Raw genomic sequence first — 23,055 nt, 5'->3', positions numbered from 1 at the left:
TCGTTGCGCTGTGTTACCGACGAAGGGGATGACCGAGATTGTTGAAGGCGCTGTTGTTGGTGCTCACGGCGGCCACGCTCACCCCGGGGGGTGCTCTGGCGGCGGAGACCGCCCCCGCGGAGAGGGCGGCGAGCACCTCGTTCACGGCGATGACCTGGAACATCCACTTCGCCCAGGGCCCGGACGACGACGCTGTCAACCTGGACGCGGTGAAGAACGTGATCGCCAAGCACTCGCCGACCATCGTCGGCCTGCAGGAGATCCACCGCGATCACGGTGCCGACTGGCCCGACGACCATCCGCGACACCCGGACGAGATCAAGTGGATGAAGCGCGAGCTGCCCGAGCTCGGCTACAAGTACTTCTACAACACCAAACCTGGCCAGATGGGCAAGCTGCTGGCGTCCAAGCGCGAGCTGCACAACCCGGAGACCGACACCCTCCCGCGCGACAAGTGCGGGAAGACGGGAAGCATCGTCAAGGCAGGGATCGAGGTCGGTGGCACGCGGATCCACGTCATCAACACGCACACCCAGGCGCCGAAACCGACGCCGCAGAAGTGTCAGGACGAGAAGGACGTGCCTGCGGACTACTGGGAGCGGCTGCGCGACCGCGAGGTCAAGTACATCCTGCGCTCGGAGATGCTCGACTACCTGAACCGACCGATAGTGCTGATGGGCGACTTCAACCTGCGGCCGGACGACCCGATGAAGTCGGTGATCGCCAACCGTGGCCTCATCGACACCTGGACGATGGTGAAGAACAGCGTCGCCGGCGTGACCACGAGCGTGCCGAAGGGTGAGAAGTGCCGCCCGGAAGAGGGCGAGAAGAAGGTGAAGCGCATCGACTACGTCTTCGCGTCCCCGGCCATCGTCACCGACGGCGGCAAGGTCGCGTGCAAGACGAGGGCGTCCGACCACAAGCCGGTGATCATGCGGATGCACGTCAAGGGCGGCATCGAGATCTCTGGCTCGGTACGCGCCGGCGCCAAGGGTGAGGCCGGCTGGGCACATCTCATCGTCTACGGCAAGTCCAGCTCCAGGCTCATCGTGTGCGACAACCGGGGTGGGGACTGGCGGGTCAAGGCCCGCGGGTACGTCCCGTACCAGGGCGACAACTTCATCAAGGGGTCCGATGGCGGCAGTTACCGGGGCATGTGCCAGAAGTACGAGCCCATCGAGGACGCGAACTTCAGACACATGGCGCTCAAGACCTGCTTGAAGAACAAGCACACCGGCGAACGCAAGGACTGCCGCAAGCACGGCATGCTGGAGCGGATCTACCTCGGCCAGGAGAAGCGGGCCGGGCACGTGCAGTACCGCGTCGGCGTGGACAACGGTGTGACGGTGCGTGCGTGTGACGACAAGGTCGACGGCTGGACGGTCCGTACGGAGGCCATCGACGGTGTCGGCGACGTGGTGACCTGGGCGACCAGCACCGACGGGGAACAGTGCGAGACCCGTCGCGGGCACTGGTCGTGGAAGCGGAACACCTTGACCACCAGGACCTGCCTCGTCAAGGACGGCGAAGAGAAGGGCTGCAAGCGAAAGCCGATGGCGTACGTCCAGCGGTGACGGGCAGCCGGTACGCTTCACCGGGTGCTGCTCTCCGACGGTGACATCAAGGCGCAGATCGAGGCGAAGCGGATCGGTCTGGAGCCGTACGACGCTTCGCTGGTCCAGCCGGCCAGCGTGGACGTCCGGCTGGACCGCTACTTCCGGGTGTTCGAGAACCACCGCTACCCGCACATCGACCCGGCGCAGGAGCAAGAGGACCTGACCAGGATGGTCGAGGCGAAGAGTGAGGAACCGTTCATCCTGCACCCGGGCGAGTTCGTGCTCGGCTCGACGTACGAGATCGTCAGCCTGCCGCCGGACATCTCCAGCCGGCTGGAGGGGAAGAGCTCACTCGGCCGGCTAGGGCTGCTGACCCACTCGACCGCCGGCTTCATCGACGCCGGCTTCTCCGGCCACGTGACCCTGGAGCTGTCCAACGTCGCCACGTTGCCGATCAAGCTGTGGCCGGGGATGAAGATCGGCCAGCTGTGCTTCTTCCAGCTCAGCTCGCCCGCGGAGTTTCCGTACGGGTCGGGCGCGGCGGGCTCGCGCTACCAGGGCCAGCGCGGACCGACCCCGTCGCGGTCGCACCTGAACTTCCACCGCACGAGGATCTGACCGGTCAGCCGGCGTACCGTTCCCGCGCCCAGCGGGTGACGCGGCGTTCACAGAAGAACGCGACGGTCGGCACGACGCCGGCGAGGAACATGGCGACCATCCGCTGGAAGCTGAACCGCACCCGCCTGGCCAGGTCGACCGCCGCGACCAGGTAGATCATGTACAGGTAGCCGTGCACCTGGCCGATCACCACCGTCGGCCACTCGATGCCGCCGAGGTACTTCAACGGCATCGCGACGAACACCAGCAGGATCAGCAGCACGCCCGTGACGTACGCCATCACCCGGTACCTGGTGAGCGCCCCCCGCACCGGCTTGGGCAGCTCGCCCGCCGGTTCCGCGGCAGGCTCGGCCCCGGTGTCGTTCGCGACGTCGGTCACTTCGCCGTCCGTTCCGCTTGCCGATTCAGCTGCGCCAGCCACTGGTTGTACTCCTCCAGCTGGGCATCGAGCTCCGGGTCGTCTTCGTCGTCGTCCTCTTCGGCCGTGGTGACGGCGGCCGGCCGTGCCGCGGGGACGGCGGTGGCCACCCGCGGCGCCTTCGGCTCGGTGTCCGGCTTCGGGTGCAGCTCCTCGCGGACCATCCGCACCCACATGTAGACGACGAACAGCGCGAACAGCGGCCACTGGAACGCGTAGCCGAGGCTGCGGGCGTTGCCCGCCGCCCCGCGCTGCAGCTGCCAGTACGCGAACGCGAGGAAGGCGATGACCAGCACGACCGCCAGGGCATGCAAGGCCAACCATTTGGGCGTCAGCAGCTTGCGCACCCTTCGAGCGTACTTCGTGCGGTGCCTGGCTACGCCAGCGAGGTGACCAGCACCACCACGAAACCGAGCAGGATGAGCACGGCCACGACCGTCACGCCGCCGGCGACGGCACCAAGCAGTCCGCGGCGGTACGGTACGTCGAGCGACCGCGCGTACAGCAGCGCGAGCAGGCACAGTGCAACCGGGCAGGTGGCCAGCGCCGCCAGGCCGGCCGCCGCGGCGGTGCCGGTGAGCAGATGGGTGACGGTCGCCGGGAGGCTGGCCAGGCCGAGCACGACGCCGGTCTGGCTCGCGACCGGCGCCGGGTCGTCGCCGGCCGGCCGCGCCGTGGCGTGCGCGATGCCGCCGACGATGGCCGCAAGCACCAACCCGGCGACCGCGACCACCGGGCCGAGCACCAGCTCGCTCACCGGGCCGCCGTGCACGAGCACCCGGGCACTCCGGACGACGGCGCTGGCGAACAACACCACGAGGGCGGTGCCCCAGAACGTCGTGCCCGCCGCGGCGGCGAACGTCGCACTCGGCCGGGTGACCGTGCCGGCGAGGAAGGTCCAGCCGCTGCCCGGCCAAGGCGGCGGCTCGGGCCGGCCCGGCGCCGCACGGTCGGCCAGCAGCTGACGTGCCCACTCGGCCCGCTCCTCGCCGGACGCCGCACCGTTCTGCCGGGTGAGCGCCGCGTCGATCAGGTCGAGGTCGACCTGGTCCTTGGGACGCCCGAGCGCCGTCTTGAACGTACGCAGCTCGGCCAGCGGCGTGAACGGCACGCCGTCGATGTGTTCCGCGCCGGCGATGAGCGTACGCGGGTCGCGGTGGTAGCCGGGGAACTCCAGCCGGGTCATCGCTTCGACGTCGCCGTGTTGCAGCAGCTCGCCGCCGTCGTCCTTCGCCACCACCGTCCAGCCGGTGTCGCGCAGCCGCTCGTAGAGCTCCGGGGTGACGACCAGGTCGACGTCGCGGCCCTCCCGCAGGCCGCGGACGACCAGCGGCCCGCTGCCGAAGACCACGTACTGACCGGCGGGCAGGTCGAGCGCACGTACGACGTCGAGCAGCTGCGTGCGGTCGATGCCCACGCGACGAGCATAGGCGCCAGCGGCGTCAGGTACCCGCCATCACCAGCAGGGCGACGACGACGGCGACGGAGATCACGCCGGCGAGCAGGGCGAGCGTGCCGACCACCGCGCCGAAGAGGCCGCGGGCGACCGACACCCGGTACGCGCCGGCGTATAGGTAGGCGAGATACACGTACGCAACGAGGGAGACGAACTTGAGCGCCGCGGCCGCGCCCGGCCCGACCGCCAGCTGTACCAGGCTGGCCGGCAGGTCCCACACGGCCGTGACGATCGCCGCCTGGCTGGCTGCCGCGACGTAGTCACCGTCCCCGCCGCCCCCGCGGGCGACGCCGAGCGCGACCCGGGAGATCAGGAGGGAGACCAGCAGTCCAAGCGCTGCGATGAGCGGTGCGCCCACGAGCGGGAGTAGTGGGGACCCGGGGGCGTCGCCGTTGCCGTGGATGGCGGCGCCGAGACCGTTCACTGCCACGCTCGCCACGGAGACCAGGTAGGCGGTCGGCCAGAACCGCACGCCGTGGCCTGTCGCGAACGTGGCGGCCGGCTTGGTGAGGGCCCGGACGAGGAACGCCAGCCCCGTGCCATCCCAGGTGCCCTCCTCCGGCGACCGCTGCAGACCCGGTTCCTGCGGGCGCGGGCTGGCGTCGCGGAGTGCGCGGCGGACCAGGTTGAGGTCCGTCTCGTCGTCGCGGTGCTTGCGGGCTTCGAGCAGCTTCTGCAGCTCGGCCAGGCGGACCACGGGCACGCCGTCGACCCGTTCGGACGCGGTGACGAGCGCCTTGCCGGTGCGCTGGTAGCCGGGGAGCTCGATCCGGTCGACGACCTCGAAGCTGCCGCAGCGCAACACCTCGCGGCCGTCGTCGGCGCGGTGGACGTCCCACCCGTCCGCCGCGATCAGCCGCCTGAACACGTCGACGGTGACCGCGATGGTGATGTGGTTGCTCGTCCTCAGCCCCCGGACGACCAGCGGGCCGCGGCCGAACACCGCGTACTTCCCTTCCGGCAGGCCGAGCGCGCGTACTGCGGACAGCAGCTCGTCGCGCCCCATGGTCCTCTTGATGCCGCTACTCGCCATGCGGCTTGCGACGCCAGGTCGGATCGGCCGGTTCCGGCAGGCTCAGTCGGTGCTGGTCGGGGCCGGCTCCGGGGTCTCCTCCGTGGCACCGTTGCCCGGTTCCTGCAGCGAACGCAGCAGCAGGTGCGAGACGTCGACGACCTCGAGGGTGTCGGCGGCTTCCCCGTCGGCCTGCTTGGCCTTGATCGCGTCGCCGAGCATGACCAGGCAGTACGGGCACGCGGTCGACACCGTGTCGGGGTCGAGGGCGAGCGCTTCGTCCACCCGTTCGGTGTTGATGCGCTTGCCGATGGACTCTTCCATCCACATCCGTGCGCCGCCGGCGCCGCAGCAGAAGCCGCGCTCCTTGCACCGGTGCATCTCCTCGGACTTCAGTCCCGGGACGTTCGCGAGGAGCTCCCGCGGCGGGGTGTAGACCTTGTTGTGCCGGCCGAGGAAGCAGGGGTCGTGGTAAGTGACCTTCTCCTCGACTGCGGTGACCGGCTTCAACCGGCCGTCCTCCACGAGCCTGGCCAGCAGCTGGGTGTGGTGGATGGTCTCGTAGTTGCCGCCCAGCTGCGGGTACTCCCGCGCGATGGTGTTGAAGCAGTGTGGGCAGGTCGCGACGATCTTCTTCGCGCCGATCTCGTTGAGCGTCTCGACGTTCTGCTGCGCCAGCATTTGGTAGACGAACTCGTTGCCCAGCCGCCTGGCCGGGTCACCGGTGCACGACTCCATCGGCCCCAGCACGGCGAACTCCACGCCCGCCGTATGCAGCAGCTCGGCGACCGCACGGGTGGTCTTCCTCGCCCGGTCCTCCAGCGCGCCCGCGCAGCCGACCCAGAACAGGTACTCCACGTCGTCGGGGATGGAGTCCTCGACGACCCGCACCTCGAACGGCAGGCCCTCGGTCCAGTCCAGCCGCGAGGATGCGTTCATGCCCCACGGGTTGCCCTTGTTCTCCAGGTTCTTCAGCATCGTGCCGGCCTCGGACGGGAAGCTCGACTCGATGAGCACCTGGTAGCGGCGCATGTCTGCGATGTGGTCGATGTGCTCGATGTCGACCGGGCACTGCTCGACGCACGCACCGCAGTTGGTGCACGACCAGAGCACGTCCGGGTCGATCACGCCGTTCACGTCCGCGCCACCGACCAGCGGTCGCTCCGCCTCCGCCTTGAGCGCGTCCGGCAGCGAGTCGCGCTGGTCCTCCGGCGTGAGCAGGTACGGCGCCTTCGCGAACATGTGGTCGCGGAGGTCGGTGATCAGCATCTTCGGCGACAGCGGCTTCTCGGTGTTCCACGCCGGGCACTGCGACTGGCACCTGCCGCACTCGGTGCAGGTGGAGAAGTCGAGCAGGCCCTTCCAGGTGAAGTCCTCGATCTTGCCGCGGCCGAAGACGTCGACGTCGGGGTCGGCCTCCTCGAAGTCCAGCGGCTTGCCGTTGCTCATCATCGGCTCGAGCGGGCCGAGCGCGTTCGGCCGCCTGGAGGTGAGCACGTTCAGCGGTGCCAGGAAGATGTGCATGTGCTTGCTGTGCAGCACGATCAGCAGGAACGACAGCATCACGGCCAGGTGCGCCAGGATCATCACCGTGGTCAGCACCTCGGCGGCCGGCTGCCCGATCGGCGCCAGCGCTATGCCCACCAGCTCGGACATCCACGCGCCGGACTCGTAAGGGAACTCGCCCGCGACGATCGCCGAGCCACGCAGTACGAACAGCGTCCACAGCACGTTGAAGATCATGAACAGGATCAGCCACGCCCCGCCGGTGTGCGACCCCTTGAACCTGGACTGCCGGTCGAGCTTCTGCGGCGAGTTCTGCACCCGGATGACCGCGAACACCACGAGCGAGAGCAGGCACAGCACCGCGATGGTGTCCTGCAGGAACCCGAGCACCGGCCAGTGGCCGATCAGCGGGATGGTGAAGTGCGGGTCGAACAGCGCCCCGTACGCCTCGATGTAGACGGTCAGCAGCAGCAGGAAGGCCCAGAACGTGAACGCGTGCGCCAGGCCGGGCACCGACCACTTCAGCAGCTTGCGCTGGCCGAGCACCTCGGTGAACTGCGTGGCGATCCGCTCTCGCATCCCCTGCGTACGCTCAGGCGCAGGCTGTCCGGTGCGGATGACCTGGAACAGCCACCACAGCCGCCGACCGGCGAACACGAGGGCCACCGCTGTCAGGCCGAGACCGACGACCAGCCGTACCCACATCACGGGACGATCACCTGAGCTTTCCAACGGGGCCAGGAGAGCAACGCCAGGAGCGCATCACCAGGGTAGATGTTACCCGTCGGTAACTACGATAACGAATATCACCCCTGGGAACGGTACGGGACCCCGGCCGATTCCTTCGCGCAGGGCAGAACGCGGTCGGCCGTTCCGGCAGCTCTTCGGTTCTACCGTGAGACGGGTGAGTAGTCGGCCACACGACCACGCCCGCTCGTCCCGCTGCGCACGACCGGGCCGACGGAGCCGCTCTGGCGTGCTCTCGTCGGTCAGGTGCTGCGCGGCGAGCGCCTTGACCGCGACCTGACGCTGCAGGAGGTCGCCGACGCCGCCGGCATCTCCATGCCGTACCTCTCCGAGGTCGAGCGCGGCCGCAAGGAGGCGTCCTCCGAGGTCCTCGCGGCGACCGCCGACGCGCTCGGTCTCGACCTCGCCGACCTGCTCGCGCTGAGCCACCGCCGGCTGGTGCGGCTGTCCCGGGCGCGGATCGCCCGGGCCGCGTCCAGCCCGGCCGACGCCGGGCCAACCGCCCTGGCCGCCTGAGCTGCCCGTTCTCCTGGTTCGCCGCTCTCCTGGTGGTGACCACCTTGTCCGCCAGGCAGAATTGGTCTGCGCGGGAAAGTTGAGTCGAGGCCACTAAGGTGTCTTGACGTTTCCAAACCAGCTGCTAGCTTTGAGCGTGAAGAACTCAAGTTTCTGTTCAGAACTATCGGAGGCAACCTGATGGGAAGAGCGGTCGGGATCGACCTGGGGACGACGAACTCGGTGGTTTCCGTGTTCGAGGGTGGCGAGGCCACCGTCATCACCAACGCCGAGGGAGCACGGATCACGCCATCCGTCGTTGCCTTCGCCAAGAACGGCGAGGTGCTCGTTGGCGAGGTGGCCAAGCGGCAGGCGGTCACCAACGCCGATCGCACTATCCGCTCGGTGAAGCGGCACATGGGGACCGGCTGGAACACCGAGGCGGACGGCAAGGACTACCGCCCGCAGCAGATCTCCGCGTTCATCCTGCAGAAGCTCAAGCGCGACGCCGAGAGCTACCTGGGCGAGACGGTCACCGACGCGGTCGTCACCGTGCCGGCGTACTTCGACGACGCCCAGCGGCAGGCCACCAAGGAGGCCGGTGAGATCGCGGGACTGAACGTCCTGCGCATCATCAACGAGCCGACCGCCGCGGCGCTCGCGTACGGCCTGGACAAGCAGGAAGACCAGACAATCCTCGTCTTCGACCTCGGTGGCGGCACCTTCGACGTGTCGCTGCTCGACGTCGCGAAGGACGACGACGGCTTCTCCACCATCGAGGTGAAGGCCACCAACGGCGACAACCACCTCGGCGGTGACGACTGGGACCAGCGCATCGTGGACTGGATGGTCGACCGGTTCAAGGGCGCCAACGGCATCGACCTGTCCAAGGACAAGATGGCCATGCAGCGCATCCGGGAGGCCGCGGAGAAGGCGAAGATCGAGCTGTCCAGCACGCAGCAGACCTCGATCAACCTGCCGTACATCACCGTGGACGGTGACAAGAACCCGATGTTCATCGACGAGTCGCTGTCCCGGGCGCAGTTCCAGCAGATGACCTCGGACCTGGCCGACCGGTGCAAGGCGCCGTTCCACCAGGTCATCAAGGACGCCGGTGTCGACGTCTCGAAGATCGACCAGGTCGTGCTCGTCGGTGGCTCCACCCGGATGCCCGCCGTGCAGGAGATGGTGAAGGAGCTCACCGGCAGTAAGGAGCCGAACAAGAGCGTCAACCCGGACGAGGTCGTCGCCGTCGGCGCCACCTTGCAGTCCGGCGTGCTCAAGGGCGAGGTCAAGGACGTCCTGCTGCTCGACGTAACCCCGCTGTCGCTGGGCATCGAGACCAAGGGCGGCATCTTCACCCGGTTGATCGAGCGGAACACGACGATCCCGACCCGCAAGTCGGAGATCTTCAGCACCGCGGACGACAACCAGCCGACCGTGGGCATCCAAGTCTACCAGGGTGAGCGCGACATCGCGGCGTACAACAAGAAGCTCGGCACGTTCGAGCTCGACGGCATCCCGCCGGCGCCGCGGGGCGTACCGCAGATCGAGGTCGCGTTCGACATCGACGCGAACGGCATCGTGAACGTCTCGGCGAAGGACCTCGCGACCGGCAAGAACCAGTCGATGACCATCTCCGGTGGCTCCGCGCTGCCGAAGGAGGACATCGACAAGATGGTCCGCGACGCCGAGCAGTACGCGGAGGAAGACCGCAAGCGTCGCGAAGAGGTCGAGGTCCGCAACCAGGCCGACACCCTCGTGTACTCGACGGAGAAGCTGGTCAAGGAGAACGCCGACAAGATCCCGGACGAGCGCAAGCGCGAGGTCGAGGACGCCATTGCCGACGTGAAGAAGGCGCTCGAGGGCTCCGACACCGAGGCGATCAAGGCGGCGACGGAGAAGCTGGCCACCTCGGCCCAGCAGATCGGCACCGCGATGTACGCGCAGGCGCAGCAGGCGCAGCAGGAGCAGCAGCCCGCCGGCGCCGAGGGTGCCGCGGCCGGCGACGCAGGTGCCGGTGACTCCACCCCCGCCGACGACGACGTCGTGGACGCCGAGATCGTCGACGAGGACAAGGACAAGCGCGAGGGTGGTGCTGCATGACGGACCCGTCGGCTCAGGGGAACTCTCCGGAAGACGAGCAGACGTCGGGTCTCGTGTTCAGGGATCGCCGTCGGATCGACCCGGAGACCGGGGAGGTCCGCGAGTCGTCGCCGGAGCCGGCCGAAGAGCCGGCTCCGGCGGCGGACGCCGCTAGTGCCGGGGAGGACGACGAGGTGGCCAAGCTGCGTGCCGAGCTGGAGGAGCGCACAAAGGACCTTCAGCGGGTGCAGGCCGAGTACGTCAACTTCCGGCGGCGGGTCGACCGCGACAAGGAAGCGCTGCGCACCGAGACCATCGGCAAGGTGCTGAACTCGTTGCTCCCGGTGCTCGACGACCTCGACCGCGCCAGGGAGCACGGCGAGCTGCAGGGCGGTTTCAAGGCGGTCGCTGACTCGCTGGAGAAGACCACGAGCGGGCTCGGTCTGGAACGCTTCGGCACCGAGGGCGAGCCGTTCGACCCGACCGTGCACGAGGCGCTGACACACGAGTACTCGCCGGACGTCGAGGGCATCATGTGCACCCGCATCTACCAACCCGGTTACCGGGTGGGGACGAGGGTGCTGCGAGCCGCCCGGGTGGCGGTCACCGAGGCCGAGGGCGGCGCCATGCCGGCGTCGGTCGAGGGCGCGCTGTCCGTCGACGACGCCGCGGGCACCGCGCAGGCCGACGGCGACGAAGCGTCGAGCTGAGCGCGGACGCCGTGCTGAGCTTCCAGGGCAGTCACGTGGCTGCGGATCGAGTGGGGAGGAGGGCGCGTGAGCACGAAGGACTACGTGGAGAAGGACTACTACAAGATCCTGGGCGTCAGTAAGGACGCCAGCACCGCGGAGATCAAGAAGGCGTACCGCAAACTCGCGCGCCAGTACCACCCCGACTCGAACAAGAACGATGCGAACGCCGAGGAGCGCTTCAAGGAGATCTCCGAGGCCTACGACGTGCTCGCCGACGAGAAGCGGCGCAAGGAGTACGACGAGGCGCGCACGATGTTCGGCAGCGGTGGCTTCCGCTTCCCTGGTAGCTCAGGCGGCGGCACGACGTTCGACTTCGGCGACCTGTTCGGTGGCGGCACGACCGGCGCAGGACAGGGCGGGCTCGGCGACATCCTCGGTGGCATCTTCGGGCAACGGCGGTCGCCGGGCAGCGCCGGCGGCACGACTACGCGCCGCGCACGCCGCGGTGCGGACATCGAGACCGAGGCCACGCTGTCGTTCGACGACGCGATCGCAGGCACGACCGTCCCGATCAAGACGAGCAGCCCGCACCCGTGCCGCACCTGTGCGGGTACCGGCGCGAAGGCCGGCACGCTGCCGCGGGTGTGCCCGAGCTGTGAGGGCACCGGGGTGACGGCCCGCGGGCAGGGCACGTTCTCGCTGACCGAGCCGTGCCGTGACTGCCGTGGCCGGGGGCTGGTCGTCGACGACCCGTGCCCGGTCTGCAGCGGCAGCGGTCGTGCCACCAGCGAGCACACCATCCGCGCGCGGATCCCCGCCGGCGTCGCCGACGGGCAGCGGATCCGACTGCGGGGCAAGGGGGCACCGGGTGAGAACGGGGGCAACCCCGGTGACCTCTACATCATGGTGAAAGTCAGTGCGCACGAGACGTTCGGGCGTTCCGGCGACCACCTCACGGTGACCGTGCCGCTGTCGTTCCCGGACGCGGCGCTCGGCGGCGAGATGCGGGTGCCCACGCTGGACGGCACCACCGTCACGTTGCGGGTGCCAGCGGGCACGCCGAGCGGGCGGGTCTTCCGGGTACGGGGCCGTGGCATACGCCGCAAGGACGGCACCCGCGGTGACCTGCTGGCGACCGTGGAGGTCGCGGTGCCTGACCACCTGGACGACGAAGCGAAGGAACTACTCCAGAAGTATCGCGCCGCAACCGGTGAGGGCACCGGTTCGGCAGAGCGCTAGGGGTGTGCGATGGCTGATCACTTCGAGCTGACCGACGAGACGCCGGTCTACGTGATCTCGGTTGCCGCGCAGCTGGCCGGCATGCACCCGCAGACGCTGCGGCAGTACGACCGGTTGGGGCTGGTCTCACCGGACCGTACTGCCGGGCGCGGCCGTCGTTACTCGCTGCGCGACATCGAGCTGCTCCGCGAGGTGCAGCGGCTGTCGCAGGAGGGCGTCAACCTCGCCGGCATCAAGCGCCTGCTCGCGCTGCAGCAACAGGTGAGCCGGCTCGCGGCCAGGGTGCTGCAGCTGGAGTCCGAGCTGGCGAACACGCACGCGGCTCTGCAGCGCGCGACACAGGGCCGGGCGACCGGGCGTACGACGCGCCGTAGCGAGCGCGACGTGTCCGGGCTGGACGGAACAGCCATCATGCGGTGGCAGCCGCCGCACGATTTCTGACGGGGGACGAGGGAAAGAGATGGACTTCAAGCTCACCACGAAGAGCCAGGAGGCGGTGTCCGACGCCGTACGTAGGGCCACCGCCGCGGGGCACCCGCACGTGGAGCCGGTGCACCTGCTGCTCGCCCTGCTCGGGCAGGAGGGCGGCACGGCAGGGCCGTTGCTCGACGCGGTCGGCGCCACCCCGACGACGGTGCGGAAGCGGGCCGAGGAGCTCGCCGGCCAGCTGCCCAAGGCGCACGGCACGACGGTCGCCGCGCCCGACCTGTCCAGGGAGTCCGTCCAGGTGCTCACCACCGCGCACCAGCGGGCCACCGACCTCGGTGACGAGTACGTGTCCACCGAGCACCTGGTCGTCGGCCTGGCCGCCGTTGGTGGCCAGGTGGCGACGCTGCTGCGTGAGCTTGGCGCGACGCCCGAGGCGCTGCTCGCGTCGTTCCAGCAGATCCGCGGCAGCGCGCGGGTGACGTCGCAGGACCCCGAGGACACGTACCAGGCGTTGGAGAAGTTCGCCGACGACCTCACCGCGCGCGCCCGCGACGGCAAGGTCGACCCGGTGGTCGGCAGGGACAGCGAGATCCGGCGCGTCATCCAGGTGCTGTCGCGGCGGACGAAGAACAACCCGGTGCTGATCGGGGAACCCGGCGTCGGCAAGACCGCGATAGCCGAGGGCCTCGCGCAGCGCATCGTCGCCGGCGACGTGCCCGAGTCGCTGAAGGGCAAGCGGCTGATGGCGCTCGACCTGGCCGGCATGGTGGCCGGCACGCAGTACCGCGGGCAGTTCGAGGAGCGGCTGAAGTCCGTACTCAAGGAGATCACCGACAGCGATGGCCAGATCGTCACGTTCATCGACGAGCTGCACACCGTCGTCGGCGCGGGCGCCGCCGAGGGCGCGATGGACGCCGGCAACATGCTGAAGCCGCTGCTGGCCCGCGGCGAGCTGCGCATGATCGGCGCGACCACGCTGGACGAGTACCGCGAGCGAATCGAGAAGGACCCCGCGCTGGAGCGTCGCTTCCAGCCGGTGTTCGTGGGTGAGCCCTCGGTCGACGACACCGTCGCCATCCTGCGCGGGTTGAAGGAGCGCTACGAGGCGCACCACCAGGTGCAGATGAGCGACGCCGCGCTGATCACCGCGGCGACGTTGAGCGACCGCTACCTCACCGGCAGGTTCCTGCCGGACAAGGCCATCGACCTGGTCGACGAGGCCGCGTCCAGGCTGCGGATGGAGATCGACTCCAGGCCGGTCGAGATCGACGAGCTGCAGCGCAACGTCGACCGGTTGAAGATGGAAGAGATCGCGCTGGCGAAGGAGAGCGACCAGGCGAGTGCCGAGCGGCTGGCCAGGTTGCGCGCCGAGCTCGCCGACAAGCAGGAGCAGCTCGCCGGCCTGAACGCCCGGTGGGAGAAGGAGAAGTCCGGGCTCAACCGGGTCGGTGAGCTGAAGAAGCAGCTCGACGAGGTGCGCGTGGAAGCCGAGCGGCACCAGCGCGACGGCGACCTCGCCGGTGCGTCCGAGCTGCTGTACGGCCGCATCCCGGAGCTGGAGAAGGAGCTCGCGGAGGCCGCCGAGGTCGAGGAGAAGCTGACCGAGTCGGATTCGCCGATGGTCAAGGACCAGGTGACTCCGGACGACGTCGCGGACGTGGTCTCGGCCTGGACGGGCATCCCCGCCGGGCGGCTGCTCGAGGCCGAGATGGCGAAGCTGCTGCGGATGGAGGACGAGCTGACCGAGCGCGTGGTCGGCCAGGCCGACGCCGTCCGCGTGGTCTCCGACGCCGTACGGCGCTCCCGGGCGGGCATCGCCGACCCGGACCGGCCGATCGGGTCGTTCCTGTTCCTCGGGCCGACCGGCGTCGGCAAGACCGAGCTGGGCAAGGCCTTGGCGGACTTCCTGTTCGACGACGAGCGCGCGATGGTCCGGATCGACATGAGCGAGTACTCGGAGAAGCACTCGGTGGCCCGCCTCGTCGGCGCTCCGCCCGGATACGTCGGGCACGACGAGGGCGGCCAGCTCACCGAGTCGGTGCGGCGCAGGCCGTACAGCGTGGTGCTGCTCGACGAGATCGAGAAGGCGCACGCCGAGGTCTTCGACATCCTGCTGCAGGTGCTCGACGACGGCCGGCTCACCGACGGGCAGGGCCGTACCGTCGACTTCCGCAACGTCGTGCTCATCCTCACCTCCAACCTCGGCTCGAACTACCTGGTCAAGGAGGGCCTGGACGAGGCGACGAAGAACGACCAGGTGATGCAGGTCGTGCGGGCGACGTTCAAGCCGGAGTTCCTGAACCGGCTGGACGAGATGGTGGTGTTCCACTCGCTGGGCACCAGCGAGCTCAGCCGGATCGTGGAGATCCAGGTGGAGCGGCTCGCGCGCCGGCTGACCGACCGCAGGCTGACCCTGGACGTCACCCCCGCCGGGCGGGAGTGGTTGGCGCTCACCGGCTTCGACCCGCTGTACGGGGCGCGGCCGCTGCGTCGGCTGATCCAGCAGGCGATCGGCGACCAGCTCGCCCGGGCCCTGCTCGCCGGCGAGATCCACGACGGCGACACCGTCCGCGTCGACCTGAACGAGTCGACCGACGCCCTCGAAGTAACCCCGGTCCGCGACGCAGTGACCGTCGCCGAGTAGCGGCTAGGAACGGATTCTCGTAGCTCGTCGTCCGAGCGCCGTCCGACGGTGCGCCGCGACCGAATGGCGTACCTCCAACGGAAGGGGTAGCGCGTGGCCAACGAGACGCCGGCCGAGCGCAAGGCTCGGGAGCTTGCTGAGGTACTCAAGAAGCGCGAGGAGGCCAGGCAGGCACGCGAGGCGGCGAAAGCCCGGGAGGCGAAGACCAAGAAGACGGGCGACGACCTTGCCGCCTTCCACAAGAGCAACCCGCGCTGGAAGCCCGGGAAATCTCGGTGACATCGCTGGGCCCGGAGCCGAGATCGGCTCCGGGCCCGCGTAGTTGCACCCGCCGTATCGACCATGGGTCGGCTCATCCGTGCAACGATCATCTGGTCCGAGGCGTCGGCCGGCCGCCGGCGTTTGCTGCACCTGGGAGTGATGTGGGCAAGGCATCGGCCAAGTCGCGGTCCAGGCGGCGCGGTGCGCGGAAGGCGACGCCGGCCGACGACGAGGTGACGCCGGCTGCCGATGGGGGCGAGGAGGCCGCTGCCACCGAGGAGTGGGGACGCCGGCCGCGGACGGTGCTCGTCGGTGCGGTGCTGGTCTACGTCGGCGCCGGGCTGGTCGCGCTGTTCGGGGTGTTGGTCGTGATCGGGTCGACCGACCCGTCGTTCCTGCGGAGTGTGGAGTCGTCGGCGGGCCTCGCGGACATACCGACTGCCGTCTTCAACCAGTTCGTGCGCGACCTGAGCATCGTCGTCGCGGTGTTCGGCGCCATCGGGATCGTGGTGGCGGCGCTCGCGCAGCGCGGCCGGCGCCGGGCACGCATCGTGCTGACCGTCCTCGCCGTGCTCTACGTGCTGCCACTGCTCATGGCCGCCGTGGACGGCTCCCTGCCCGCCCTGGCGATGGCGGCGTACGTCGTCGCCGCGGCGGTGCTGTTCTGGGTCCGCGGCGCCAACCGCTGGTACCAGTCGGAGTGGGACCGCCGCCGCTCGAAGTGACCGCCTGGCCGGTCAGGACCGGAAGGTGAGCGCGGCGGCTACGGCGGGGTAGAGCGTCGGGCCGGCGGCGAGCACGGCGAGACTGGGTTCGCCCGCGCCGCCGGTGGCGATGCCCACGGTCGCGCCGGCCTCGCGCGCTACGAGCGCGGCCGCGGCGACGTCCCAGTGGTTCACCTCGTCCTCGTAGAACGCGTCGGCGCGGCCGGCGGCGAGGTCGACCAGGTCCACGGCGCAGGAGCCGGTGCGCCTGATGTCGCGCACCAGCGGCAGGATCTCGGCGATCTTGCCGCCCTGCTCGCCCCGCCGCTTCGCGTCGTAGGAGAACCCGGTGGCGAGCATCGCCTGGCCAAGCGACGCGGGGTCCGGGACGGCCAGCCGGGTGTCGCCGCGGTACGCCCCGCCGCCGCGGGTGGCGTGGTACATCTCGTCCCGCGTCGGGACGTAGACCGCGCCGGCCAGCGTGTTCGCGTCGTCCTCCACGGCGACAGAGACCGCCCACTCGCCGCGCCCGTAGACGAAGTTCACCGTGCCGTCCAGCGGGTCGATCACCCAGCGCAGCCCGCTGCCGCCCGCGGTGGCGCCGGACTCCTCGGCCAGCACGGCGTCGTGCGGCCGGCGTGCCGCGATCGTGGCGGTGACCGCCTGCTCGGCAGCGCGATCGGCGTCGGAGACCACGTCGGTGTCGCTGGACTTGGTATCGAGCTGCAGCGGCCCCGACTGCCGGTCGAGGAGCAGCGTGCCCGCGGCCCGCGCCGCGTCCACCGCCAGCGCCGCGAGCTCGGCCAGGTCCCAGCTGTCGTCCGGCATCGGCCTCCCACTCGGGTCGCGCTTGCGCACCCGACGCTACCGGCTGCGCGGTGCCAGCCGGTGCGAGGCGGGCCGCAGCTCGTCCTGGAGCGATCGGTACACCTGGTAGCTCTCCTCGTACGCCAGCTCCGCCTTGCCGGTCGGCTCCACCGGCGCGCCCATCCGGATCAGGCCCACCGCCTCGGCCCAGTCGGCGAACGCCCCGGTACCGACGCCGGCCGCTGCCGTCGCACCGACGGCAGCGACCGGGGTGTCCATCAGCGGGTAGAGCGGCCGGCGCAGCACGTCGGCGAGGATCTGCCGCCACAGCGGCGACGTCGCCCCGCCGGTGAGCCGGGCCAGGCCGAGGCGCAGGTCGTGCTCGGTGAGCACCTCGACCAGCTGCCGAAAGCCGTACGCCGTGGCCTCCAGGCAGGCCCGGTACAGGTCGGCGGCGTCGTGCCCCAGGTGCAGCCCGACGAACGAGCCGCGCAGCAGCGGGTCGTGCAGCGGCGACTGCTCGCCGTCGAAGTACGGCTGGCAGACGATGGTCGCCGGCAGCCGGTCGGCGGCCGCCGCGTCCAGGGTGCCCGGCCGGGGCGTGCCGGTGAGCCGTTCGACCCACCGGACGAGGGCGCCGGTGGTGGCCATCCGGCCGTACGGCAACCAGCGCCCGGGCACCGGGTGCTCGGCGAGAAACAGCCGCTGGTCGACGAGCCGCTCGCCGGCGACGGCAAGCAGCTCGCCGCTGTCGCCGAGGCCGAGCAGCAGGTCGCCCGGGTCGGTGAGGCCGGCGGCGCACGCGGTGAGCACGTGGTCCGCGCTGCCGGCGACGATCGGGGTGTCCGCAGTCAGGCCGGTCGCCTCGGCCGCCGCGGTGCTGACCGTGCCCACCTGCTCGCCGGCCCGCCGCACCGGCGCCAACCGCTCGCCCGACAGCGCGGCCGCGTCGAGCACGGCGTCCGCCGGCTCGCCGGCGAGTGTGTAAAGCCCGCTCGCACGCGCCCAGTTCGTCTCGATGTGCACGGTCGCGCCGAGCACGGTGGCCAGCCACTCCGCCGGCCCGAGCACGGCGGCGGTACGCCGCCACGCCTCCGGCTCGTGCGTGGTGAGCCACATCAGCAGCGGCGCGACCGCCGGCCGGGTCAGCGCGCTGCCGGTCAGGTTCAGCAGGTCCACGCCGGCGAGCTGGAGGTGCAGGCCGGCGCGCTGCTCCACCGCCCGTTCGTCGGCGGGGAGGATGGCCGGCCGCAGCGGCTTGGCCGCCTGGTCGGCAAGGACGACCGCGGGTGCCGTGCCGGCGACCGCGACGGCGGTGATGTCGCCGGGCGTGGCGCCGGCCGTCTTCACCACCTTGGGCAGCAGCTCGCAGACCTGCCGCCACCACTGCCGCGGGTCGACCTCCGCCCAGCCGGGGCGTGTGCTGCGCACGTCGGCGGCGCGGCTGTCGTAGGCGACGACGCCGCGTCCTGGCTCGACGACGGCTACCGTGGTGGCCGCCGTGAGGTCGATGCCGAGCAGCAAGGGATTTCGCACTGCCTACAGCTTCCCCGACCCGGCCGAGCGCGCCCACCTCCGGGTATCTGTGGACCGCTTACCAGGCGATCTTCCGGGCGTGCGAGGCTTGGAGCATGGCACGCGCACTCGTGACTGGCGCTACGGCGGGAATCGGTCGAGCCTTCGCACAACGGTTGGCCGAGGCCGGGTGGAACCTGGTCTTGGTCGCCCGCGACGCGGGGCGGCTCGAGGAGGCCGCCGGGCAGCTCAAGCGGTACGCCGTCGACGTCGAGGTGCTCCCTGCCGACCTCAGCGAGGACAAGAGCCTCGCGACCGTCGAGCAGCGCCTCGCCGACGACACCGAACCGGTCGACATGCTGGTGAACAACGCCGGCTTCGCGATCCGGCGCAGCTTCCTCTCGACCAGCGTCGACGAAGAAGACCGACTGCTCCGCGTGCTCGTCCGCGCGGTGCTGCGACTGACCCACGTGGGTGTGCAGGCGATGGTGCGGCGCGGTCGCGGCGTGGTGATCAACGTGTCCAGCGTCGCGGGGTTCGTGCCGCAGAGCACGTACAACGCGGCGAAGGCCTACGTCACCGCGCTGACGGAGAGCGTCGCGACCGAGCTGAAGGGCACCAGCGTACACGTGCTCGCCCTCTGCCCCGGCTACACGCACACCGAGTTCCACGAGCGGGCCAGCATCGACAAGGGCGCCATCCCCGAGCCGCTGTGGCTGGACGTCGAGCGGGTCGTCGACGGCGCGTTCGACGACCTGCGCCGTGGCGTGATCGTCAGCGTCCCCTCGCTGCGCTACAAGGTGATCACCCAGCTGTCCCGGCGTGCGCCGCGCAAACTGGTCACGGCGATCAGTAGCCGCCTCGGCCGCCAGTAGTCCGCCGGGCCGGGGGCCAGTAGGGTCGTTGGCATGTCCGATCGCGATGACCTCCTCGCCCTCATCAAAGAACACGCGGTCGTCCACGGCGCCGTGACGCTGAGCTCAGGGCAGGTCGCCGACCACTACGTCGACCTGCGCAGGACGACGCTTGCCGGGTCGTCGGCGCCGCTGGTCGGCCGGGTGATGCGCGAGCTGACCGCCGACCTCGACTACCAGGCCGTCGGCGGCCTGACGCTGGGCGCCGACCCGGTGGGGACGGCCATGATGCACGCGGCTGCCACTGCCGGCGAGCCGCTCGACGCGTTCGTCGTCCGCAAGGCCGGCAAGGCGCACGGCCTGCAGCGGCGGATCGAGGGTCCCGACGTCGCCGGCCGCCGGGTGCTCGCCGTGGAGGACACGTCCACCACCGGCGGGTCGGTGCTCACTGCGGTGGACGCGCTGGTCGAGGCGGGCGCGGACGTCGTAGGCGTCGCGGTGATCGTCGAGCGCTGCGCGAAGGCGGCGATCGAGGCACAGGGCCTGACCTACAGGTACGCCTACGAGCTGGCGGACCTCGGCATCTGAGGGGTGAGCGTGGCTGAGTTCGACGTGACAGCGGTGCGGGGGCGGTTCCCGGCACTGCGCGACGACACTGCGTACTTCGACGGACCCGGCGGCTCACAAGCGCCGGAACAGGTGGGGCAGGCGATGGTGCAGCTGCTCGCCGGTGGCGTGGCCAACCGCGGCCGGGTGACCAGGGCGGAGCGCCACGCCGACGACGCGGTCAGGGACGCCAGGGTCGCCATGGCCGACCTGCTCGGCGCCGAGCCGCGGGGCGTGGTGTTCGGCCGGAGCATGACGCAGCTGACGTACGACTTCGCCCGCACCCTGGCCAAGCAGTGGCGCGCCGGGGACGAGGTCGTGGTGACCAGCCTGGACCACGACGCCAACATCAGGCCCTGGGTGCAGGCGGCGGACACCGTCGACGCCAAGGTGCGCTGGGCGGAGTTCGACCCGGCCACCGGCGAGCTCGGCACCGACGCCGTCGCGTCGTTGCTGACCGAGCGCACCCGGGTGGTGGCCGTCACCGGCGCGTCGAACCTGATCGGCACCCGACCCGACATCCTCGCGCTCGCCCGTGCGGTGCACGAGGCCGCCGCCCTGCTGTACGTCGACGGCGTGCACCTGACACCGCACGCGGTCATCGACATGGACGCGATGGGCGCCGACTTCTTCGCCTGCTCGCCGTACAAGTTCCTCGGGCCGCACCTGGGTGTGCTCGCCGCAAGCCCGCAGACGCTGGAACGGCTGCACCCGGACAAGCTCAGGCCCGCCACCGACGAGGTGCCGGAACGGTTCGAGCTCGGCACGCTGCCGTACGAGCTGCTCGCCGGCACCACGGCTGCGGTCGACTTCCTCGCCGGCCTGGTGCGCGGCGACGGCAACCGCAGGGCCAGGCTGACCAGGTCGGTGACCGTGCTGGAGGAGCACGAGCAGCGGCTCGCCGCCAGGCTCGCCGAAGGGCTGGCGGCCATCGACGGCGTGCGGACGTACGGGCACGCCGCCCGACGCACGCCGACGGAGCTGTTCACCGTGGCCGGGGTGGACGGTGCCCGGGTGCACCACCTGCTCGCTCAGCGCGGCGTCAACGCGCCGGCGGGCAGCTTCTACGCGCTCGAGTGCGCCGAGCGGCTCGGCCTCGGCGAGGCCGGCGGCGTGCGCGCCGGCATCGCGCCGTACACCAACGAGGAGGACGTGGACCGGTTGCTCGCCGGCGTCAGGGACATCGCGGCCACCGGTCGCTGAGCTGCGTCAGCGGGAGGTGTCGGCCGGCTGCTCGTCGTTGTCCGCCGCCGGCTGCTCCGGCTGCCGGTGGCGGACGACCCGGCGTTCGACCAGGATGACGGCGACCACGAGCACGAAGCCCAGCGCAGCCAGTCCGGCCGCAGCGGGGACGTGGTCGCCGGGCGCGAGCAGCGACCGGTCGCCGTCCTGCCACGGCCACAGCGCGCGCAGGCAGCCGGCCATCACGCCGGTCAGGACCACCAGCGTCACCCGGCGCCTGTGCTCGAGCAGCCACTGCAGGACCTTCACGACCGAGCCGAGGCCGATGGCCGCGCCGAGCGCGAAGAGGCCGAGGTAGCCGAGGTCCCTGTCGTTGACCGCGCCGAGCGTCGGCGCGTAGAGCCCGAGTGTGAGCAGCAGGAACGAGCCGGACAGGCCGGGCAGCACCAGCGCTGAGATGGCGATCGCCGCGGCCAGGACGATGACGACCGGCGTCGGCTGCAGGTTGCCTGGCGGCAGGCTGACGACCAGGTACGCCGCGACCGCCGCGACGAGGGCGACGACGGCGTCGCGCCAGCGCCAGCCGTCGTCGCCGTGCAGCCGTGCGGCCTGGTCGGCCAGCGAGTACGGCACCCACAGCGACGCGAGCACGAGCCCGAAGAACAGGCCGCGGGTCTGGATCGGGTAGTCGTGCACCCAGGTCTCCATGAACCTGGCCATCACGACGAGCGCCGCGAACATGCCGATGACCAGCGGGATGATCACCCGCCACCGGATCAGCCGGAACTGTTCGCCCGCGCGGGCCCAGCCGCGGCCGCGCGGCACGTCGGCGATCGCGCAGCGCACGCTCGACAGCAGGTGCCCGGCGCCGTCGATGGCCGCGTCGTAGACGCCCACGACGAGTGCAACGGTGCCGCCGCTGACGCCGGGGACCGTCTCCGCGGTGCCGATCAGCGCACCGCGTACGACGTTGAGCAGGTGGGTTGGCCAAGACGACGACCGGCCGGTCGCGGACGACTTCATCCCGCTCACGCTACCCGGCCACGGCGGTTTTCCGGCGGTCGGGCGGCGGCTGGTGTGCCCAGGGAGAACGCGGGCCCGTCGCACCGGGGGCAGGTGATGACGCGACCGGCTGGGGTTGAGAGACTGGACGTCGAATCCCATGGTCTGGCGAGGAGTGTGCGGACGATGCCCATCGCGTCACCTGAGGTCTATGCGGCGATGCTCGACAAGGCGAAGGCGGAGCGGTTCGCCTACCCCGCGATCAACGTGACGTCGAGCCAGACTCTCAACGCTGCGCTGCGTGGTTTCACCGAAGCCGGCAGCGACGGCATCGTGCAGGTGTCCACCGGCGGCGCCGAGTACCTCTCCGGCCCGACGGTGAAGGACATGGTGTCCGGCGCGGTCGCGTTCGCCGAGTTCGCACGGGTGGTCGCGGACAAGTATCCGGTGAACATCGCGCTGCACACCGACCACTGCCCGAAGGACAAGCTCGACGGCTACATGCGGCCGCTCGTCGAGCTGTCGAAGGAGCGGGTGGCGAAGTTCGGCGAGCCGTACTTCCAGTCGCACATGTGGGACGGCTCCGCCGTGCCGCTGGACGAGAACCTCAGCATCGCCGACGAGCTGCTCGACAAGTGCGTCGCGGCCCGCGTGCTCATGGAGATGGAGATCGGCGTCGTCGGCGGCGAGGAGGACGGTGTCGTCGGCGCGATCGACGAGAAGCTCTACTCCACGCCGGAGGACGCGCTGGCCACCGCGGAGCGGCTCGGTGCCGGTGAGCGCGGCAGGTACATGCTCGCCGCAACGTTCGGCAACGTGCACGGCGTCTACAAGCCGGGCAACGTGAAGCTGCGGCCCGAGGTGCTGAAGACCATCCAGGACACCGTGGGCGCCAGGTACGGCACGGAGAAGCCGTTCGACCTGGTCTTCCACGGTGGTTCAGGTTCGCTGCTCGAGGAGATCCACGAGGCGCTCGACTACGGCGTCATAAAGATGAACATCGACACCGACACCCAGTACGCGTTCACCCGGGCGGTCGCGTCGCACATGTTCACCAACTACGACGGCGTGCTCAAGGTGGACGGCGAGGTCGGCAACAAGAAGCAGTACGACCCGCGCACGTGGGGCAAGGCCGCGGAGGAGTCCATGGCAAAGCGAGTCGCGTTCGCCTGCGAGAACCTGCGGTCCGCGGGCACGTCGCTGGCGAACGCCTGAGCGGCGGGAGCC

General features: G+C 70.4%; 22 protein-coding genes. 14 read left to right on the top strand and 8 right to left on the bottom strand.

All coding sequences use genetic code 11. From position 1 onward, the window contains the following. Positions 1–38: 38 nt before the first annotated feature. Together GEV07_05205 and GEV07_05200 are read left to right on the top strand one after the other, a co-directional pair. Positions 39–1,574: a hypothetical protein gene (locus tag GEV07_05205; GenBank protein MQA02134.1), complete on the top strand. Its 1,536-nt coding sequence runs from the start codon at positions 39–41 to the stop codon at positions 1,572–1,574. 24 nt (positions 1,575–1,598) lie between these two features. Then, positions 1,599–2,174 (top strand): dCTP deaminase, encoded by a 576-nt coding sequence (locus GEV07_05200; GenBank protein ID MQA02133.1) that lies wholly within the window; start codon positions 1,599–1,601, stop codon positions 2,172–2,174. Between the two features lie 4 nt (positions 2,175–2,178). On the opposite strand, the gene GEV07_05195 is transcribed toward GEV07_05200, so the two are convergent. The 5 genes from GEV07_05195 to GEV07_05175 all read right to left on the bottom strand — a co-directional run bounded on the left by GEV07_05195 (position 2,179) and on the right by GEV07_05175 (position 7,271). Further along, on the bottom strand, positions 2,179–2,484 hold the full coding sequence (locus GEV07_05195) for a DUF3817 domain-containing protein (protein ID MQA02132.1): 306 nt from the start codon (positions 2,482–2,484) through the stop codon (positions 2,179–2,181). 65 nt (positions 2,485–2,549) lie between these two features. Beyond that, positions 2,550–2,939, bottom strand: a complete 390-nt coding sequence (locus GEV07_05190; GenBank protein MQA02131.1) for a hypothetical protein — start codon at positions 2,937–2,939, stop codon at positions 2,550–2,552. Positions 2,940–2,968: 29 nt separating this feature from the next. Further along, positions 2,969–4,009: a hypothetical protein gene (locus GEV07_05185; protein ID MQA02130.1), complete on the bottom strand. Its 1,041-nt coding sequence runs from the start codon at positions 4,007–4,009 to the stop codon at positions 2,969–2,971. 25 nt (positions 4,010–4,034) lie between these two features. After that, positions 4,035–5,054 carry a hypothetical protein gene (locus GEV07_05180; protein ID MQA02129.1) on the bottom strand — a complete coding sequence of 340 codons (1,020 nt, stop codon included), beginning with the start codon at positions 5,052–5,054 and terminating at the stop codon, positions 4,035–4,037. A gap of 69 nt (positions 5,055–5,123) precedes the next feature. Next, positions 5,124–7,271 carry a 4Fe-4S dicluster domain-containing protein gene (locus tag GEV07_05175; protein MQA02128.1) on the bottom strand — a complete coding sequence of 716 codons (2,148 nt, stop codon included), beginning with the start codon at positions 7,269–7,271 and terminating at the stop codon, positions 5,124–5,126. 237 nt (positions 7,272–7,508) lie between these two features. Between GEV07_05175 and GEV07_05170 the strand changes: the two genes are divergently transcribed. From GEV07_05170 to GEV07_05135, 8 genes are all read left to right on the top strand, one after another. After that, entirely contained in the window at positions 7,509–7,829 is a 321-nt protein-coding gene (locus tag GEV07_05170) for a helix-turn-helix domain-containing protein (protein MQA02127.1), read from the top strand. A gap of 180 nt (positions 7,830–8,009) precedes the next feature. Beyond that, positions 8,010–9,914 (top strand): molecular chaperone DnaK, encoded by a 1,905-nt coding sequence (gene dnaK, locus GEV07_05165; protein ID MQA02126.1) that lies wholly within the window; start codon positions 8,010–8,012, stop codon positions 9,912–9,914. Beyond that, on the top strand, positions 9,911–10,603 hold the full coding sequence (grpE, locus tag GEV07_05160; protein ID MQA02125.1) for a nucleotide exchange factor GrpE: 693 nt from the start codon (positions 9,911–9,913) through the stop codon (positions 10,601–10,603). Before dnaK ends, grpE begins: the two co-directional genes overlap by 4 nt. Before the next feature lie 66 nt (positions 10,604–10,669). Then, positions 10,670–11,824 carry a molecular chaperone DnaJ gene (gene dnaJ, locus GEV07_05155; GenBank protein ID MQA02124.1) on the top strand — a complete coding sequence of 385 codons (1,155 nt, stop codon included), beginning with the start codon at positions 10,670–10,672 and terminating at the stop codon, positions 11,822–11,824. Between the two features lie 9 nt (positions 11,825–11,833). Then, positions 11,834–12,265: a MerR family transcriptional regulator gene (locus tag GEV07_05150; protein ID MQA02123.1), complete on the top strand. Its 432-nt coding sequence runs from the start codon at positions 11,834–11,836 to the stop codon at positions 12,263–12,265. 19 nt (positions 12,266–12,284) lie between these two features. Then, on the top strand, positions 12,285–14,897 hold the full coding sequence (gene clpB, locus GEV07_05145; GenBank protein MQA02122.1) for an ATP-dependent chaperone ClpB: 2,613 nt from the start codon (positions 12,285–12,287) through the stop codon (positions 14,895–14,897). Positions 14,898–14,990: 93 nt separating this feature from the next. Continuing rightward, positions 14,991–15,176, top strand: coding sequence for a hypothetical protein (locus GEV07_05140; protein MQA02121.1), 186 nt, complete (start codon positions 14,991–14,993; stop codon positions 15,174–15,176). Between the two features lie 143 nt (positions 15,177–15,319). Then, positions 15,320–15,883 (top strand): hypothetical protein, encoded by a 564-nt coding sequence (locus tag GEV07_05135; GenBank protein ID MQA02120.1) that lies wholly within the window; start codon positions 15,320–15,322, stop codon positions 15,881–15,883. 12 nt (positions 15,884–15,895) lie between these two features. Here the strand turns inward: GEV07_05135 and GEV07_05130 are convergent, their stop codons facing one another. Together GEV07_05130 and GEV07_05125 are read right to left on the bottom strand one after the other, a co-directional pair. Then, complete coding sequence (locus tag GEV07_05130; GenBank protein ID MQA02119.1) at positions 15,896–16,690, bottom strand: inositol monophosphatase; 795 nt, start codon at positions 16,688–16,690, stop codon at positions 15,896–15,898. A gap of 36 nt (positions 16,691–16,726) precedes the next feature. Further along, a complete protein-coding gene (locus GEV07_05125) occupies positions 16,727–18,205 on the bottom strand; it encodes a carbohydrate kinase (protein MQA02118.1) in 1,479 nt (492 codons plus the stop codon). A 95-nt stretch (positions 18,206–18,300) separates the two neighbouring features. Between GEV07_05125 and GEV07_05120 the strand changes: the two genes are divergently transcribed. From GEV07_05120 to GEV07_05110, 3 genes are read left to right on the top strand one after another with little or no spacing between them, the layout of a single operon-like run. Further along, the gene (locus GEV07_05120) at positions 18,301–19,059 is read left to right on the top strand and encodes an SDR family NAD(P)-dependent oxidoreductase (GenBank protein ID MQA02117.1); all 759 of its coding nucleotides are present in this window, start codon (positions 18,301–18,303) and stop codon (positions 19,057–19,059) included. Positions 19,060–19,092: 33 nt separating this feature from the next. Next, on the top strand, positions 19,093–19,626 hold the full coding sequence (locus GEV07_05115; protein ID MQA02116.1) for an orotate phosphoribosyltransferase: 534 nt from the start codon (positions 19,093–19,095) through the stop codon (positions 19,624–19,626). A gap of 3 nt (positions 19,627–19,629) precedes the next feature. Beyond that, positions 19,630–20,847, top strand: a complete 1,218-nt coding sequence (locus tag GEV07_05110; protein ID MQA02115.1) for a cysteine desulfurase-like protein — start codon at positions 19,630–19,632, stop codon at positions 20,845–20,847. Between the two features lie 6 nt (positions 20,848–20,853). On the opposite strand, the gene GEV07_05105 is transcribed toward GEV07_05110, so the two are convergent. Beyond that, positions 20,854–21,849 carry a DUF368 domain-containing protein gene (locus GEV07_05105; protein MQA02114.1) on the bottom strand — a complete coding sequence of 332 codons (996 nt, stop codon included), beginning with the start codon at positions 21,847–21,849 and terminating at the stop codon, positions 20,854–20,856. 165 nt (positions 21,850–22,014) lie between these two features. Here GEV07_05105 and fbaA point away from each other — a divergent pair, with 165 nt between their 5' ends. Continuing rightward, positions 22,015–23,043: a class II fructose-bisphosphate aldolase gene (gene fbaA / locus GEV07_05100; GenBank protein ID MQA02113.1), complete on the top strand. Its 1,029-nt coding sequence runs from the start codon at positions 22,015–22,017 to the stop codon at positions 23,041–23,043. Positions 23,044–23,055: the final 12 nt, after the last annotated feature.

This window comes from Streptosporangiales bacterium (assembly GCA_009379825.1).
Lineage (GTDB): Bacteria > Actinomycetota > Actinomycetes > Streptosporangiales > WHST01 > WHST01.
Note: the sequence above shows the minus strand (reverse complement) of the source record. Positions and strands in the feature narration are given on the sequence as shown.

Coding starts and splice junctions, on each gene's coding strand:
- GEV07_05180 (MQA02129.1), bottom strand. CDS start 5,054: ATGGGGCGCGACGAGCTGCTGTCCGCAGTACGCGCGCTCGGCCTGCCG.
- GEV07_05175 (MQA02128.1), bottom strand. CDS start 7,271: ATGTGGGTACGGCTGGTCGTCGGTCTCGGCCTGACAGCGGTGGCCCTC.
- dnaK (MQA02126.1), top strand. CDS start 8,010: ATGGGAAGAGCGGTCGGGATCGACCTGGGGACGACGAACTCGGTGGTT.
- grpE (MQA02125.1), top strand. CDS start 9,911: ATGACGGACCCGTCGGCTCAGGGGAACTCTCCGGAAGACGAGCAGACG.
- GEV07_05150 (MQA02123.1), top strand. CDS start 11,834: ATGGCTGATCACTTCGAGCTGACCGACGAGACGCCGGTCTACGTGATC.
- clpB (MQA02122.1), top strand. CDS start 12,285: ATGGACTTCAAGCTCACCACGAAGAGCCAGGAGGCGGTGTCCGACGCC.
- GEV07_05130 (MQA02119.1), bottom strand. CDS start 16,690: ATGCCGGACGACAGCTGGGACCTGGCCGAGCTCGCGGCGCTGGCGGTG.
- GEV07_05120 (MQA02117.1), top strand. CDS start 18,301: ATGGCACGCGCACTCGTGACTGGCGCTACGGCGGGAATCGGTCGAGCC.
- GEV07_05115 (MQA02116.1), top strand. CDS start 19,093: ATGTCCGATCGCGATGACCTCCTCGCCCTCATCAAAGAACACGCGGTC.
- GEV07_05105 (MQA02114.1), bottom strand. CDS start 21,849: ATGAAGTCGTCCGCGACCGGCCGGTCGTCGTCTTGGCCAACCCACCTG.
- fbaA (MQA02113.1), top strand. CDS start 22,015: ATGCCCATCGCGTCACCTGAGGTCTATGCGGCGATGCTCGACAAGGCG.